Annotated in this window: 16 protein-coding genes; 6 read left to right on the top strand and 10 right to left on the bottom strand. The window is 44.5% G+C overall.

From position 1 onward, the window contains the following. The first annotated feature begins 284 nt into the window (after positions 1–284). Positions 285–917, top strand: a complete 633-nt coding sequence (locus L865_RS0104655; RefSeq protein WP_028772159.1) for a YchE family NAAT transporter — start codon at positions 285–287, stop codon at positions 915–917. 108 nt (positions 918–1,025) lie between these two features. Here the strand turns inward: L865_RS0104655 and L865_RS0104660 are convergent, their stop codons facing one another. From L865_RS0104660 to L865_RS0104700, 9 genes are all read right to left on the bottom strand, one after another. Then, positions 1,026–2,351 carry an anti-phage deoxyguanosine triphosphatase gene (locus L865_RS0104660; RefSeq protein ID WP_028772160.1) on the bottom strand — a complete coding sequence of 442 codons (1,326 nt, stop codon included), beginning with the start codon at positions 2,349–2,351 and terminating at the stop codon, positions 1,026–1,028. Between the two features lie 22 nt (positions 2,352–2,373). Beyond that, complete coding sequence (yfbR, locus tag L865_RS0104665) at positions 2,374–2,982, bottom strand: 5'-deoxynucleotidase (protein ID WP_028772161.1); 609 nt, start codon at positions 2,980–2,982, stop codon at positions 2,374–2,376. 115 nt (positions 2,983–3,097) lie between these two features. Continuing rightward, positions 3,098–4,312 carry a pyridoxal phosphate-dependent aminotransferase gene (locus tag L865_RS0104670; RefSeq protein WP_028772162.1) on the bottom strand — a complete coding sequence of 405 codons (1,215 nt, stop codon included), beginning with the start codon at positions 4,310–4,312 and terminating at the stop codon, positions 3,098–3,100. A gap of 420 nt (positions 4,313–4,732) precedes the next feature. Further along, positions 4,733–5,293, bottom strand: a complete 561-nt coding sequence (gene efp / locus L865_RS0104675) for an elongation factor P (protein ID WP_028772163.1) — start codon at positions 5,291–5,293, stop codon at positions 4,733–4,735. A 42-nt stretch (positions 5,294–5,335) separates the two neighbouring features. Next, positions 5,336–6,508 (bottom strand): elongation factor P maturation arginine rhamnosyltransferase EarP, encoded by a 1,173-nt coding sequence (gene earP / locus L865_RS0104680; RefSeq protein ID WP_157577449.1) that lies wholly within the window; start codon positions 6,506–6,508, stop codon positions 5,336–5,338. 61 nt (positions 6,509–6,569) lie between these two features. After that, entirely contained in the window at positions 6,570–7,097 is a 528-nt protein-coding gene (gene fldA / locus L865_RS0104685; protein WP_028772165.1) for a flavodoxin FldA, read from the bottom strand. A gap of 46 nt (positions 7,098–7,143) precedes the next feature. Beyond that, a complete protein-coding gene (ybfE, locus tag L865_RS0104690; RefSeq protein WP_028772166.1) occupies positions 7,144–7,416 on the bottom strand; it encodes a LexA regulated protein in 273 nt (90 codons plus the stop codon). Positions 7,417–7,426: 10 nt separating this feature from the next. After that, positions 7,427–7,648 carry a DUF2788 domain-containing protein gene (locus tag L865_RS0104695; protein WP_028772167.1) on the bottom strand — a complete coding sequence of 74 codons (222 nt, stop codon included), beginning with the start codon at positions 7,646–7,648 and terminating at the stop codon, positions 7,427–7,429. Between the two features lie 86 nt (positions 7,649–7,734). After that, on the bottom strand, positions 7,735–8,502 hold the full coding sequence (locus L865_RS0104700) for an alpha/beta fold hydrolase (protein WP_028772168.1): 768 nt from the start codon (positions 8,500–8,502) through the stop codon (positions 7,735–7,737). A gap of 285 nt (positions 8,503–8,787) precedes the next feature. On the opposite strand from L865_RS0104700, the gene seqA reads away from it, so the two are divergent. Then, positions 8,788–9,333, top strand: a complete 546-nt coding sequence (seqA, locus tag L865_RS0104705) for a replication initiation negative regulator SeqA (RefSeq protein WP_028772169.1) — start codon at positions 8,788–8,790, stop codon at positions 9,331–9,333. Positions 9,334–9,362: 29 nt separating this feature from the next. Further along, the gene (gene pgm, locus L865_RS0104710; RefSeq protein WP_028772170.1) at positions 9,363–11,015 is read left to right on the top strand and encodes a phosphoglucomutase (alpha-D-glucose-1,6-bisphosphate-dependent); all 1,653 of its coding nucleotides are present in this window, start codon (positions 9,363–9,365) and stop codon (positions 11,013–11,015) included. Between the two features lie 88 nt (positions 11,016–11,103). On the opposite strand, the gene msrA is transcribed toward pgm, so the two are convergent. After that, positions 11,104–11,583, bottom strand: a complete 480-nt coding sequence (gene msrA / locus L865_RS0104715) for a peptide-methionine (S)-S-oxide reductase MsrA (protein WP_028772171.1) — start codon at positions 11,581–11,583, stop codon at positions 11,104–11,106. Positions 11,584–11,997: 414 nt separating this feature from the next. On the opposite strand from msrA, the gene astE reads away from it, so the two are divergent. The 3 genes from astE to L865_RS0104730 all read left to right on the top strand — a co-directional run bounded on the left by astE (position 11,998) and on the right by L865_RS0104730 (position 15,385). After that, positions 11,998–13,032: a succinylglutamate desuccinylase gene (gene astE / locus L865_RS0104720; protein WP_028772172.1), complete on the top strand. Its 1,035-nt coding sequence runs from the start codon at positions 11,998–12,000 to the stop codon at positions 13,030–13,032. 194 nt (positions 13,033–13,226) lie between these two features. Then, positions 13,227–14,405, top strand: coding sequence for a thiamine pyrophosphate-dependent dehydrogenase E1 component subunit alpha (locus tag L865_RS0104725; protein ID WP_028772173.1), 1,179 nt, complete (start codon positions 13,227–13,229; stop codon positions 14,403–14,405). 2 nt (positions 14,406–14,407) lie between these two features. Next, complete coding sequence (locus L865_RS0104730; protein ID WP_028772174.1) at positions 14,408–15,385, top strand: alpha-ketoacid dehydrogenase subunit beta; 978 nt, start codon at positions 14,408–14,410, stop codon at positions 15,383–15,385. Positions 15,386–15,391: the final 6 nt, after the last annotated feature.

Consider the following 15,391-nt stretch of genomic DNA (forward strand, 5'->3'; position numbering starts at 1 on the left):
GCTAAATTCTCTCCTGTGGAGAAAAATTACACCTAAAACGGCTTGTTATCTGTGATCATACCCGCATTTATGGCTGTATATGTAATTAAATAACGATGTTAACGACTTGTTTGCTGAATGAGTAAACAATTTACTCAATTTCTCTGCTTTATTTTTAATTCAAAGTTGTGAGATATGCTAGAAAATCTGCATTTTACTTAGGCAAATCCTCAGGTACATTAGCGCATCAATTTTTGTCGCTTATGTTAGTGGAAAGGTCTAGAGGTAGTAATGGGGATTGTGCAGTGGATTTAACCTTGTATGTTAAATTTTTCTTAGGTTTGGTGGCGATTATTAACCCCATTGGTTTGCTACCGGTATTTGTGAGTTTAACCAGTCATCAGACTCCTTTAGAGCGTAATCAAACGGGTAAAATTGCTAACTTTGCCGTGGTGGTTATTTTGGTGGTGACTATCTTTGCGGGAGAACATATTTTGAATATGTTCAGCATCTCGTTATCCGCCTTTAGAATTGCCGGTGGGAGTTTGATTGCCATTATTGCGATGTCGATGTTGCAAGGTAAGCTTGGTGAAGTTAAGCGTAACCAAGAAGAGAAGGGCGAGTCGTCGGGTATGGAGTCGGTTGCTGTGGTGCCATTGGCGCTCCCCTTGATGGCAGGACCCGGTGCGATTAGCTCGGTGATAGTTTCCGCCGCAGAGCACGATAGCTTTATGAATCATATTGGGATGTCATTGACAGTAGTGATTTTTGGTTTAACCAGTTTTACTCTATTTCGACTGGCGCCCATGATTTATAAAATTTTGGGTAAGACCGGGATTAACGTGATAACCCGTTTGATGGGATTGTTAATGTTGGCCATCGGCATAGAAGTGATTGCAGCCGGCTTTAAAGGATTGTTTCCCACTCTAGTAGGGTAAGTAGTCTAGTGGGGTAAGTAGTCTAGTTGGGTAAGTAGTCTAGTTGGGTAAGATAGCCTAGCCAAAAACTGATGCGGCAAATGGGCTTACGCCATTTGCCGCAAAAGCCTATATAAGATCAATTATCGCATCCGTTTTTGGACTAAACAGGTGCTGGTGTAATCGCGCGGCAAACTCATCTGTCATGCCGGAGATATAGTCGGCAATTACCCGCTGGCTGTTTAAGCCATGCTGCTCGGCGTGTTGCCAGCGCGCTTGAGTGCTCAGTGGTAATAGTCGTGTAGGGTCCGATGCGAAGGCTTCAAATAGCTCCATCACAACTTGTTGGCCTTTGTATTCCAACATTTGTATTTCTGGCTTACGAATGACGTATTTAAATACAAACTGTTTAAGGACTGCCAAGGCTTCATTAAATGCTGGCGTGAGCGTTGCCTGATACTTTAACAATGGCTCACTAAACTCTGTTAATTCTTCAATATATATTGCGGTAACAAAACCATTAACTAAGGTGCCGATGGCATCTTTTCTTAAATGGTGCTGCCCAGAAAACAACGCCTCACCGATGCTGATAAATTCATTAGCAATCCAATCATCATCGCTTTGCTCGAGTTTTGATTGCACATCGTGTTGCCACATTGACTGGGTGACGATTCCCATTACTATGGCATCTTCTAAATCGTGGATAGCGTATGCTGTGTCGTCGGCAAGTTCCATAATAGAGGCATCAAACGACTTATAACGAGTACGTTTATGTCTGCCCGATTGTACTTGAGTGGCACTGCCAAAAAGATGTTTATCTTGGCTTGAAAGCGGTGACAATACCCAGTTAAGGATAGCGACATCGTCATCAAAGACGCCTTTTACTGGCGGCCATTGTGCCGGCTTTAACTGGCGATGATTAACCACATCCTCTTGGACCTCTTCTTGGTATAGGGTGCCATAGGCTGCCGGGTATTTAAGTATGCCGAGCAAGGTTCTTCGGCACAGGTTCATGCCATAGTGTTCGGTGTAGGGCTCAAGGCAAGTTAATATGCGAAATGTTTGACCGTTACCTTCAAAGCCACCATCATTTCGCATCATGTAATTTAGCGCGACTTCACCGCCATGACCAAAAGGTGGGTGGCCAATGTCGTGAGCTAAGCATAGCGACTCTATCAGGCTCATAGAGTCGAGTAGATAGTTTAAATCGGGATACTTTTGCTTAAGCTGGGCTCGGATACCGGTACCAATTTGCGAGACTTCAAGCGAGTGCGTAAGGCGAGTGCGGTAAAAGTCATTCATGCCGACGCCAAGTACCTGTGTTTTAGCTTGCAAGCGTCTAAAGGCCGCCGAGTGCAAAATACGGGCACGATCGCGTTGGTAAGGAGAGCGATGATCATCTCGGCGTTTTTTGTTCTCAGCTAGTCGTCTTTCGTGCCATAACTCACAGGTCATACTCACTCCCTAATAGACGGTCCTACATCGTTGGTATACCACGCTGTAGTAACCGATTAATGTCATCCAAATTTAACGTGAAGCTAGGTACAAAGCATTCCATAAAGTACTTCACTGCAGGATCGCTGTTTTTCATGATTGCCGATTCAAGGCGGCGTTTAGCAGTGTTAAACTCATGATTGCCTGCGCCTTGCTCCTCTAGGCATTTTAAATATGCACATAAGGTGTCGGCAGATTTTACGATGCGTTTATAGTCGTTGTCGGCGTGCTCACTGGTGAGTAGATCTCGATAATCTTCTTTAAATTCTTCTGGCACCATTTCGAGCAGTCGATGTTCGGCAATCGCTTCAATTTTTTTGTATTCAGCTTCAATCTCTTTATTAAAGTACTTAACCGGTGTGGGCAGATCGCCGGTTAAGATTTCGCTGGCATCGTGGAAGATGGCAATGGTTGCAGCCCTATCAGGGGATAAATTGGTGCCAAACTTGCGATTACCGATAATAACCAATGCATGGGCAACCATAGCGACTTGCAATGAATGTTCTTGAACGTTTTCGCGGCGGACGTTGTACATGAGCGGCCATCGTTGGATCAACTTCATTCTAGCGAGATGGGCAAACAGGTGACTCATACTACTCCCGTAAATTATTTGCAGATTAATAATGTTATGCCATAAAAGCGTGGCAATTTCCGCATATAAATAGTCAGCGAATAAAAAAGGCGACACTCGGTCGCCTTAAAATAAGTTATTGACGATAGCCGTCTAAGAACTCGCCGAACTCGGTGAGCGCTTTTTCTAACTCTTCTTTGTGAGGTAGGAACACGACTCGTACATGATCTGGCTCTGGCCAATTGAACGCACTGCCTTGTACTAAGAGTATTTTCTTCTCTTTTAACAGATCAAGTACTAGGCGTTCATCGTCGCGCAGATTGAATTTCTTAGCATCAAGTTTCGGGAATGCGTATAAGGCACCTTTAGGGCATTTAACGCTGACACCAGGAATTTGATTAAGCAACTGCACGCAAGTATCACGCTGTACCTTTAAACGGCCTTCATCAGCAACCAGCTCATTGATACTTTGATAGCCACCCAGTGCTGTTTGAATTGCATGTTGATTAGGAACATTAGAGCACAGGCGCATAGAAGCCAGCATATCTAAGCCTTCAATATAGCTTTTTGCGGCCTTAAGATTACCCGATAGCATCATCCACCCAACGCGAAAACCCGCCGCCCGGTAGGATTTTGATAAACCGTTAAATGTAACGGTAAGAATATCGTCAGATAGGCCAGCAGCTGGCACATGCTGTGCTTCATCATAAAGGATCTTATCGTAGATCTCGTCAGCAAATAGAATAATGTCATGTTGACGACAGATCTCAATAACCTCTAGCAACAGCTCTTTTGAATACACAGCGCCAGTGGGGTTGTTGGGATTGATCAATACTAGGCCGCGAGTACGCGGGCTGATTTTTGATTTGATATCGTCAAGATCGGGAAACCAGTCTGATTCTTCATCACAGCGATAATGCTGCGCTTTTCCCCCGCTCAAATGCACTGCCGCGGTCCATAATGGATAGTCAGGTGAGGGGACCAGTACTTCATCGTCGGTGTTTAACAGACCTTGCATCGCCATGACTATGAGCTCAGATACACCATTACCGATGTAGATATTCTCAATATCGACACCAAATATGCCTTGAGCTTGGTAATGTTGTACCACAGCTTTACGCGCCGAAAATAGCCCTTTGGATTCACTGTAACCCTGGGCACTTGGCAGGTTTAGTATGACATCGCGGACAATTTCCTCTGGGGCTTCAAAACCAAAGGGGGCGGGGTTACCAATATTAAGTTTAAGAATTCGATGACCTTCATCCTCTAGGCGCCTGGCTTCCTTATGGACGGGACCACGAATGTCATAACAGACAGAATCTAATTTATTGGACTTAATTATCGGCCGCATGGCTACCTCGTTAATGCCTATATTATTTTGGGCGTATTTGTCTCTACTGCTTATACGCAACCCTCAGCGCTGTGATCAAACTAACCGTCTTAGTCGGCAATTTAACCCGCTGTTGATGTTGAGCGCAGCCTTGTATCAGAATCGCTCAACACTCGCTGAGTGACTAAATGTTCATACTGATTGGTATAACAGGCACAATAACCAAAAAGTCTTGGTTTAGAAAGAGAAATCAGCCTTTTACCGCAACTTTATTAGCGCAGCCGGTAGATTATAATGCTGCTGTTGTGGATTTTTAAACTTCTCACAAGATAAATCATCTGTTAAAACGCTTTTGGAAGGTGTTTTGGACTGGTTATGTAGAAGGGGTTGGCACAAAAAAGCCGATGCAGGCATCGGCTTCTTATTATCAATAACTCGGTACTAGACGCGTTTCTTAAACTCGTGAGTACGGGTATCGATTTCAATGATATCGCCAGTTTTAACGAAATCAGCAACGCTTAACGTCGCACCGCCAGTAATGGTGGCTGGCTTCATTACTTTACCAGAGGTGTCACCACGGGCAGATGGCTCAGTGTAAGTGACTTCACGACTTACAGATGTTGGTAATTCAACCGAGATAGCTTTACCTTCATAGAAAGTAACTTGGCAAACTTCTTCCATGCCATCAACGATGTATTGTGCAGCTTCACCTAGGTTGCCAGCTTCTACATCATATTGGTTGTACTCGCTATCCATGAATACATACATAGGATCTGCAAAATAAGAGTAAGTACAATCTAGACGCTCTAGAATGATGTCTTCCATCTTATCTTCACCTTTAAAGGTGGTTTCTGTTGTCGTATCAGCCAAAATGTTTTTAAGTTTCATTTTGACAATAGCAGCGTTACGACCAGAGCGAGTTGTTTCCGTTTTTAATACAACCCATGGGTTGCCATCTAACATGATCACGTTACCAGGACGGAGTTCATGAGCAGTCTTCATTACTTTATTTCCTATGCTAGGTTTTTTATTTAACGCCGTATCTTAGCTATTTTTGACGAAATGAACTAGTCGTGTTGCAAGATCTTCGTCATCAATTGCACTAATAGGCCATATTTTCGCGTGTTTATTGAGTTTTTCTTCGGCATCAACATAGTGTTGCCAAGATTCAACGCTGGCTTTTTGCTGGTCTCGGTTAAAATTCAAACTCAGTTGCTGCCAGGCTTGTGCCGCAGTTGGGTCTAAATTTGCGCAATAGCGCTGCATTAATGCGTCGAGTTTGACCAAGTGGTAGTCTTCATCTTGAGGGTATATGTGCCAAATAAAAGGTTTTGCTGCCCATTGTGCTCTTAAGAAAGAATCTTCACCTCTGACAATATTGACATCACAACTCCACAACAGTCGATCAAAGCCTATTTGATCGGTAAGTGGCAGCACATGTAAGTGAAGGTTGCCTTTTTGCCAATGCTCGCCGGCGCAAAACTGGTGGTTATCTAGATTAAAGAACTTCACAAAGCTATTTAGGCTTCTGCCCAATGGCACCAACAAGCGGATTGGTGTGGCACTGTGTTGCCAATAATCACATAGCGCTTGCAGCGCTGCCGTCTCATAACTAAATACACTAATAAATCGGTCAGAGTCTAAGCAGTGCTCTATCCCCAATTTTGCAAATAGCGCGAGTCTGTTACCACTATCGGCTTGCCAAACGTCACGCTGGGTAAATAGGTCAGCTTCACACAGCAGGCCACCGGTTTTTCGGCTAAAACCGGGGAAGTAGAAAGACTTGTTTAAGCCGTTGGCCTGCAGTGATGGCAGGGCATGGCAATCATCAACCCAAGCTTCCGCACTAAGGTATTCAAGATTGAGCCAGCAAGGTTGGCCCTGGCCGCACTGTTTTAAATCAACTAACTGTTGGATGACTTCTGCGGGTAACTGGCAGGCGAAGGCCTCAATGAGCACTTGTCCGGGGATGTAAGTGACGGGCAGGGGCTCACGCCATAGGTTGACAGTAATGCCTTTGAGTTGCTGCGTTGTCGCCGCTAAATCAACCTCAGGTTGGATGGTGTTAAAGCTGGCTAGATCGTCAACCCACAGCACCACTTCAATTTGATATTCGTTGGCAAGTTGTTTAGCTAGACGCCAACAGACCCCGATGTCACCATAATTGTCGACAACGGAGCAGAAGATATCCCAATGGTTTGATTTTATTTGTACCATGCCATTTTCCATCAAAAAAAGCGGCCATAGCCGCTTTTTCATTAAGGTGTATTAGAGAACATTAGTCTTCTAGTTCTGCTAAACACATCTCTTCATAAATCTGTTTAACCCACTTGTCGACGCGCTCTTCAGTCAGTTCTGGTTGGCGATCTTCGTCGATACCTAGACCTACAAAGTGCTTGTCGCCAGCCATGCCTTTAGACGCTTCAAAATCGTAACCGTCTGTTGACCAGTGACCAATAACAATCGCACCGCGCGCTTCAACAATTTCATTGACCATGCCCATAGCATCAAGGAAGTACTCGGCATAATCTTCTTGGTCACCACAACCGAAAATGGCCACTAACTTATCTTCAAAGTCAATTTGCTCGAGTTCTGGGAAAAAGTCATCCCAATCGCATTGTGCTTCGCCGTAGTACCAAGTTGGAATACCAAAAATCAACAAATCGTAATCTTGGATCTGCTCTTTAGTACTTTTAGCGATATCTTTAACGTCGACCATTTTCTTACCCAGTTTTTTCTGGATCATTTTGGCGACGGCTTCGGTGTTACCTGTGTCACTACCGAAAAAAAGACCTACAGTTGCCATTGTCTTTCCTTTATCTAGTTCACTATCTAGTAGAAGTCATTTTAGCTTAAGCGTTAATTTGCTTTTGTAAAATGGATTCAATTAATTGACTGCGGCTGATGTTACTGGCCAAAGCTTTTTCATTCAAGGCGTCATACAAATCTTGTGACACCTTTAACTCTATTCGCTTTAAACCAGCAGCTCTGTCGCGTTGAATTTGGTTTCTCTTGTTGACCTTTAGTTGTTGCTCGCGAGGCAGTGGGTTACTGCGAGGACGTCCACGACGTTTTTCATTAGCAAACAGGTCTATTGTTGTTCTATCAGATGTTTCTTTAGCCATGAATACTTGCTTAACCTATGCCTGAGGTCTCCCAGGACATCTGGATGATTCCTTTTGCTACAAAACCGGCACAGCCGAGAAATAGCACTAACCATACTATATAACGCCCAAATTTAGGGACTTTCCCTTGCTTTAGCACGTCATGTATCGCCATACCGATAAAGAAAAATATCGCTGCGAAAAATAAGTTAAGACCTAAGGTCTCAATTTGTTCCATATACTGAGATAACATACTTCAGTTCCCTCAGGCCTAAAAAGAGGCGCGAATATACCATAGTTCAACACACTCTGCTATACGATTTACGCACTTAAGCTGGATCACTCTATTGGGTGTTTACCAATAAAATCAGCCACTATGCGATTGAATATCTCAGGTTTTTGTGCGTGTAACCAATGTCCGGTACCGGCAATGGTTTTTGACTGTATTTGCGGAAATTGGCTAACGAAAGCTTGCCGATGTTCAGCGGTAACGTAATCAGAGTCGCCGCCACGAACACACAAAGCTGGGCCGTTATAGCGTAATTGTGCAGTGGGCCAGTCGATGAGATCGGCATAAGCTTGCTGTAAACCGTGTAGATTCATACGCCATTCAAACCCCTGAGTGCCCTTATTAAGGTTTTTAATAAGAAACATGGCCGTACCTTCATCTAATCCACAGGTGATTAGGTGTTGTAATGCTTGATTACGTGAGGTTAGCTCACTAAGCGGGGTGGAGTGCAGCGCGCTAAACACCGCATCGTGCCGTGGCGGATACTTAACTGGCGAGATGTCGGCGGCCACGACACTGCTGATGTTATCCGGGTAGGTCAGTGCTGTCGCCATGGCAATTTTTCCGCCCATTGAGTGACCCACAAGGTGGCAGTGACCAAGCTGTAGATGGTCCATCAATTCCTTTATGGCTAAAGACAATTGGGCGTAGCTCATCTGTTGCCAATGGGGGCTCTTACCATGGTTGGGCACATCGACTCGTACTACATGATAGTGACTGGCTAAATGGCGGCCTAAATTGTTCAAGTTATCCGCGCTACCAAATAGCCCATGGATAAGTATTACAGTCTCGCCTGTGCCTTGTTGTTCAAAATGGATCATCAACCCGTCCCTGCTCATGCAATTTTTGAGTGCAAATTGTGCCTGTAAATAGCTAACAGTGACAAGGTTAAATCTTGTTTTGCTAATGTCACTGCCGACTTTTTGCCCAAACCTCGAATATAAAGTCGATCAGTAGAAGATCTTTGGCTTTTTTTGAATGATCAGCCCTTTATTATCGGGTAGTAAATACCATACACTAAGTTGTCTTTTTAGTTTCTTGTCACCTGATATTACGATGGTGCATGATTTTGCTGTTTTTACTGCTTAAGGAAGAAGTTAACCATGAAATATATAGAAGTTGATGAAGAGTTGTACCGCCATATTGCCAGTAAAACGGAACGCATTGGCGAGAGTGCTTCTGACATCCTTCGACGATTACTTGGTTTAGATTTAAGCGAGCAAGATGTCGCCGCACCAATAGAGATTAGCCAGCCAAGTATGGACGTTGAGCATGCCAAAGTTGCACCAACCGAAGATACGCCAGTTAGCTTTGCAACATTACAAGACAGCATTGATGAAACCCAACTTGCCGAGCAGAAAAGTGCTGTTAGCCGCTTTCTATTCTTGCTCAATGTGGTTTACCAAGCTACGCCTGAGCAGTTTGACCAAGTGTTACAAATTAAAGGCCGCGATCGTCTCTATTTTGCCACTTCAAAAGCCGAACTGCTTAAAGCCAGTAAGTCTGCTAACCCTAAAGAGATTGGCACCAGCGGTTTTTGGGTCACAACTAACAACAATACTGCGAAAAAACGCACCATTTTAACCGAAGTGTTGAAACAGTTTGATATTGTTGACGCTGATATCGAAGTATTTACCAGCAAAGTTTAATCAATACAGGCAAATAGAGGGGTGGGCTTTTGGCTATACATGATCGCGCCGGACAAATAGCGCAACAAAAGGATTTGATTAATGTACCTAGGCTGATGAGTGCCTATTATAGAGTAAACCCTGATAGTGAATTACCGCAGCAACGAGTGAGTTTTGGCACCTCCGGTCACCGTGGCTGTGCCCTAAATGCCAGTTTTAATGAAGATCATTTACTCGCGATTACCCAAGCAGTGGTGGATTACCGCAATGGTGCCAATATAAGTGGCCCGATGGTTGTGGGTATTGATACTCACGCTTTGTCTGAAGCGGCCAATATTTCAGTGCTAGAGGTGCTTGGTGGCAATGGCGTTAAAGCGATTGTTCAGCAGCAAAATGGTTATACACCGACCCCGGTTGTTTCCCATTTTATCATTAGTCAAAACAATCAACGTAAAGATAAAATAGACGGCTTGATTCTGACACCGTCCCATAATCCCCCTCAAGATGGCGGTATCAAATATAATCCGCCGCATGGTGGACCCGCAGAGGCTGAGATAACCCAGTGGATTGAAGCGCGGGCCAATCAGTATTTAGCCAATCAACTCAAAGGGGTTAAGCGTGTATCGCTTGCAGAAGCTAATGCATTGGGTCTGGTTGATGAGCACGATTTAATTACCCCCTATGTAGATGATTTAGCCACTGTCATCGACATGCAAGCCATTGCTGATGCAGACATTAGTATTGGTGTTGACCCACTGGGTGGCTCAGGCATCCACTATTGGTCGCATATCGCCAAACGTTATGGTGTAGATATCCAAGTGGTTAACGATAATCTTGATGCTAGGTTTGCGTTTATGCCGTTAGATAAAGACGGTAAAATCCGCATGGATTGTTCATCACCCTATGCAATGGCGGGTTTATTACGCCATCAAGATGATTTCGATATTTGCGTAGGCAATGACCCTGACTATGACCGTCACGGCATAGTCTGCCCTGGTTATGGTTTAATGAATCCAAATCATTTCTTGGCGGTAGCGATAGAATATTTGATGACCCATCGTCCACAATGGCAAACTGGTTTGTTAGTGGGTAAAACCTTAGTGTCTAGCGCGATGATCGATCGCGTATGTGAAGATTTAGGCCAACAACTGTGTGAAGTCCCTGTTGGATTTAAGTGGTTTGTCGATGGTCTTGCCAACGGCGAATTTGCCTTTGGCGGAGAAGAAAGTGCTGGTGCGGCCTTTTTAAAACGTGACGGCACCACTTGGTGTACTGACAAAGACGGATTTATCTTGGCACTATTGGCAGCGGAAATACTGGCGGTAACCGGCCAAACTCCAGCACAGCGCTATCAAGATTTGGTGAGCAAACACGGTGAGAGTTTTTATCGTCGTATTGATAACCCTGTAGCCTTACCACAAAAGCAACGTTTTAATGAGTTGGTTAAACAAGGGGTGACTCAAGAGAGCATTGGAGTAAATGACCTTGCGGGAGAAGCCATTACTGCAGTACTCACTCATGCACCGGGTAATGGGGCTGCAATTGGTGGCCTTAAAGTGACGACTGCCAATGCCTGGTTTGCGGCTCGTCCTTCTGGTACCGAAGCGCTTTTTAAGATTTATGCGGAAAGTTTCGTGTCTGAGCAACATTTAGCACAAGTGCTGGAAGAAGCGCAGGATTTGATTAAAACGATGCTGGACTAATTAGCACGCTTAGTACTGTACGCATAGTACTGTGCACTACAGCAAGTGAGATAATTAAACAAAAAAGGAGCCTAGGCTCCTTTTTTGTTTAATAGCTGATGTGGCAGCTTGGTAAATTATTCTTCTGCAGATAATTTTGATGATATTCCTCAGCCTTGTGGAAGGTGAGAGCGGGTACGATTTCGGTGACAATTTGCCGTGTTCCCCATTTACCACTTTTTATCAGTTGCAACTTAGATGACTCTGCTTGCTGCTTTTGGGTTTTGTCATGAAAAAAGATACAGCTACGATATTGGCTACCGATATCCCCGCCTTGCTGGTTTAAACTGGTCGGATTATGGTTTTGCCAGAACACATTTAGTAATGCTTCATAGCTAACTTGCTGCGGATCAAATTCAACCTGCACGACCTCAGCATGGCCTGTTTCACCTTGTTTGACCTCTTCATACCGAGTGAACCGATCATTGCCACCCATATAACCACAGGTAGCAGTTAGTACCCCTTCGATTTGTCTGAAAAAGTACTCAACACCCCAAAAGCAGCCCGCGCCGAAAGTTGCTATCGCCATACTTAAACCTTCACCTTTATCTCTTTAGCCATCCAAACGTCTACACGTCCTAATAATGGCTTAGCGGTAAAATGATTGCAACACCTTTTTGTAAAAGTCATGCTTATGCTCGGTTGACTTAGCCAATAAATCGGCACGTTGGCGCAATGTTTATCGCTTTAATGAGTGTAAGCTCAATTGCACTCAACTGGTGTAAGGGGCTGCCTCAATAAGCTATCTAATGGTATAAGCCTTCAGTTGCGCTTTAAGGTAAAAGTCTTTAACTGCCGTAGTGGTAAAAGTCCTTAACTGTCGTAGTGGTCAAATACTTTAAATGCTATTATCGGTGCCAAATCGCGCCGAGCGCATCAAGGATCTAACTGCACGAGAGCATGTTGACATGCCCAGCAGCGAGCACAATTAAAGGAGACCACCGTGTTACAAGCACTCCAAGCATCAAAAGATTTTTTAAAACTCACCCTAGATAACCCTTTCAGCCTCGATGAGGAACTCGCTTTTAGCTTAGAAAACGCCACCCAAGTGTCGGTTTGGGACACAGGTGTCATTGTGTTTGAGCCCAGTGACAGTCAAGGTAAAGACATCATTTTATCTTGTGCGGTGCATGGTAATGAGACAGCACCGATAGAGCTGTGCAACGAGCTCATTAGCGAAATACTTGCCGAAACGATTACCCTGAATCAACGGGTGATGTTTCTAATTGGTAATCCGGCTGCAATTCATAACGGCACCCGTTTTATTGATGAGAATTTAAATCGCTTGTTCAGTGGCGCGCATTCAAAAGGTGAGGGATTAGCTAATCCCGAGCGAGTACGGGCTAAAAAGCTTGAAAGCTACGTTGACCGTTTTTTTGAAGCGGGCGATGCCGCTAGTCAAAAGATTCATTATGATCTGCATACAGCGATTCGTGGCTCTAAACATGAGAAGTTTGCTATCTACCCTTATCGTCCCGGACGCGCATACAGCAGCGAACAGATTATGTTTTTAGCTGCGTGCGGTATTGAAACTGTGCTGTTTCACCATGAACCGACCACAACTTTTAGCTATTACTCATCAGAAAAATACCAAGCAGATGCCTTTACGATTGAGCTTGGTAAGGTCATGCCAATGGGGCAAAACGATATGACTCGTTTTATCGCCCTTAAAGAAATGCTAGTGAGATTAGTTAGCGCTAAACCGCTCGAACTTGAGCCGTTTGATGCCGCTAAGCTGAATCTTTATCAAGTGTGCCGAGCCATCAACAAAGGCTTTGAAGATTTCGAGTTTACCTTTGCTAATGATGTAGAGAATTTTACTGCTTTTCCACAGGGCTACATTTTAGCGAAAGAGGGTGGCAATGATATTAAAATTGAACAACCTGTTGAAGCCATTGTGTTCCCTAACGCCAATGTTCCTGTAGGGCAGCGCACAGTATTGATGTTAAAACCTGCATCGACTGAAAATATTGCTTAGACTGCGATAATAGGATCGTTGTAAAGCAAATTATACAATTAAATTTAGCCTTAGTTGATGTTCAATATGTGCTATTGCTTGATAGGTAGTTTACGTTAACGTAATGTCTTTCCGGCGTATAACAAACAGTTAAGTTTCGATGAGTTTATCGGGGCTTCAAGAACAATAGCACTCAGCTGATTAAGAGATAGAGTATGAGCAACGCAACAAGCAGCACAGAAACCGTGCATCGCGTGAGTTTTTTAGACAAGGATTCGATGAACATTCCTATTCTAAAAATTCTTCAAGCTGATGGCACGACATATGAAAAGGCCGTGTTACCGGTCATTGATCAGGCGTTGGCCGAAAAGATTTATGACACTTGTGTCTTTACACGGGTGTTAGACGAGCGCATGTTAGGCGCGCAGCGTCAGGGGCGTATCAGCTTTTACATGACCTGTACCGGTGAAGAAGCATCGATTATTGGTAGCACGGCCGCGCTAGATGATGGCGATGTCATCTTAGCTCAGTACCGTGAACATGCAGCGATTCGTTATCGCGGCTTCACCACTGAGCAGTTTATGAATCAGCTGTTTAGTAATGAAAAAGATTTGGGTAAGGGCCGACAAATGCCGATTCACTATGGCAGCGAAGCGCTTAATTACCAAACCATTTCTTCTCCTTTGGCGACACAAATCCCCCAAGCAACGGGTGTGGGCTACTCGCTAAAAATGTTGGGTAAGCGCAATCTGGCTATCTGTTATTTCGGTGAAGGTGCTGCATCTGAAGGTGATTTTCATGCCGGGCTAAATATGGCGGCAGTGCTTAATTCTCCCACTATCTTCTTTTGTCGTAACAATGGCTACGCAATCTCTACACCTACTGAAGAGCAGTTTGTTGGTAATGGCATTGCAAGCCGCGGTGTGGGTTACGGGATGCACACAATCCGCGTTGATGGCAATGACATGCTAGCGGTGTTAGCTGCAACGCAACAGGCCAGAGCCTACGCGATAGAGAATAACGCACCCGTATTAATTGAGGCGATGACTTACCGTCTTGGTGCTCACTCTTCATCAGATGACCCATCGGGTTATCGCTCTAAAGAGGAAGAAGAGAAGTGGCAAATGCATGATCCTGTCAAACGCTTTAAGTTGTGGATGATGAATAAAGGCTGGCTAACTGAAGAGCAAGATAATCAGTTGTATGATAAGTATCGTCAAGAAGTCTTAGCTGAGTTGAAAGTAGCTGAAAAGCTGCCACTGCCGCATGTGGATACCTTAATACAAGATGTCTACGATGAACCTACGCCAAGGCTAAAAGCCCAACTTGAGTCATTAAAACAGCATGTGAAGAAATATCCAGAGTCTTATCCAAATAGCGCAGGGAGAGTGTAGTCGTGGCTAAAATTAATATGTTGCAAGCCATCAATGATGCTTTGTCGATTGCGATGGAAACAGACGATAAGGCCATGCTATTTGGTGAAGATGTCGGTCACTTTGGTGGGGTTTTTAGAGCGACTTCGGGATTACAGGAAAAGTTTGGTAAACAGCGGTGCTTTAACTCGCCATTAACCGAGCAAGGCATTGCTGGTTTTGCCAATGGTCTAGCATCAAATGGTATGACGGCGATTGCTGAGATCCAGTTTGCAGATTACATCTTTCCGGCCATCGATCAGATAGTCAACGAAACCGCAAAGTTCCGTTACCGCAGTGGTAATGAATTCAATGTTGGTGGCGTTACCTTCCGTACGCCATATGGCGGTGGCATCGCCGGCGGACACTATCATTCTCAGTCTCCAGAAGCCTATTTTACCCAAACTGCAGGGCTTAAAGTGGTTGTACCGCGTAATGCTTATCAAGCAAAAGGATTATTACTTGCCTCTATTCGCGATAAAAACCCGGTGATTTTCTTTGAGCCTAAACGTATATACCGCGCCAACGTCGGCGAAGTGCCAGATGAAGCTTATGAGATAGAACTGGGCAAAGCTGAAGTGGTAACACAAGGCTCAGATATCACCTTGCTAAGTTGGGGGGCACAAATGGAAATCATTGAAGACGCCGCCAAAATGGCTGCGAAGAAGGGCATTTCGTGCGAAGTGATAGATCTGCGTACACTGGCACCTTGGGATGTTGAAACCGTGGCTAACTCTGTTCGTAAAACAGGGCGTCTACTGATAAACCACGAAGCGCCACTGACTGGTGGCTTTGCCGGTGAAATTGCTGCGACAATTCAAGAAGAGTGCTTTTTGCACTTAGAATCACCGATTGCACGTGTATGTGGGCTCGACACTCCTTACCCGTTAGTGCATGAAAAAGAATACATGCCAGACGCCTTAAAGACGTTTGAAGCGATTAAAGCATCGGTTAAATTTTAGGAGCAA

The sequence above is a fragment of the Shewanella waksmanii ATCC BAA-643 genome (genome assembly GCF_000518805.1).
GTDB lineage: Bacteria > Pseudomonadota > Gammaproteobacteria > Enterobacterales > Shewanellaceae > Shewanella > Shewanella waksmanii.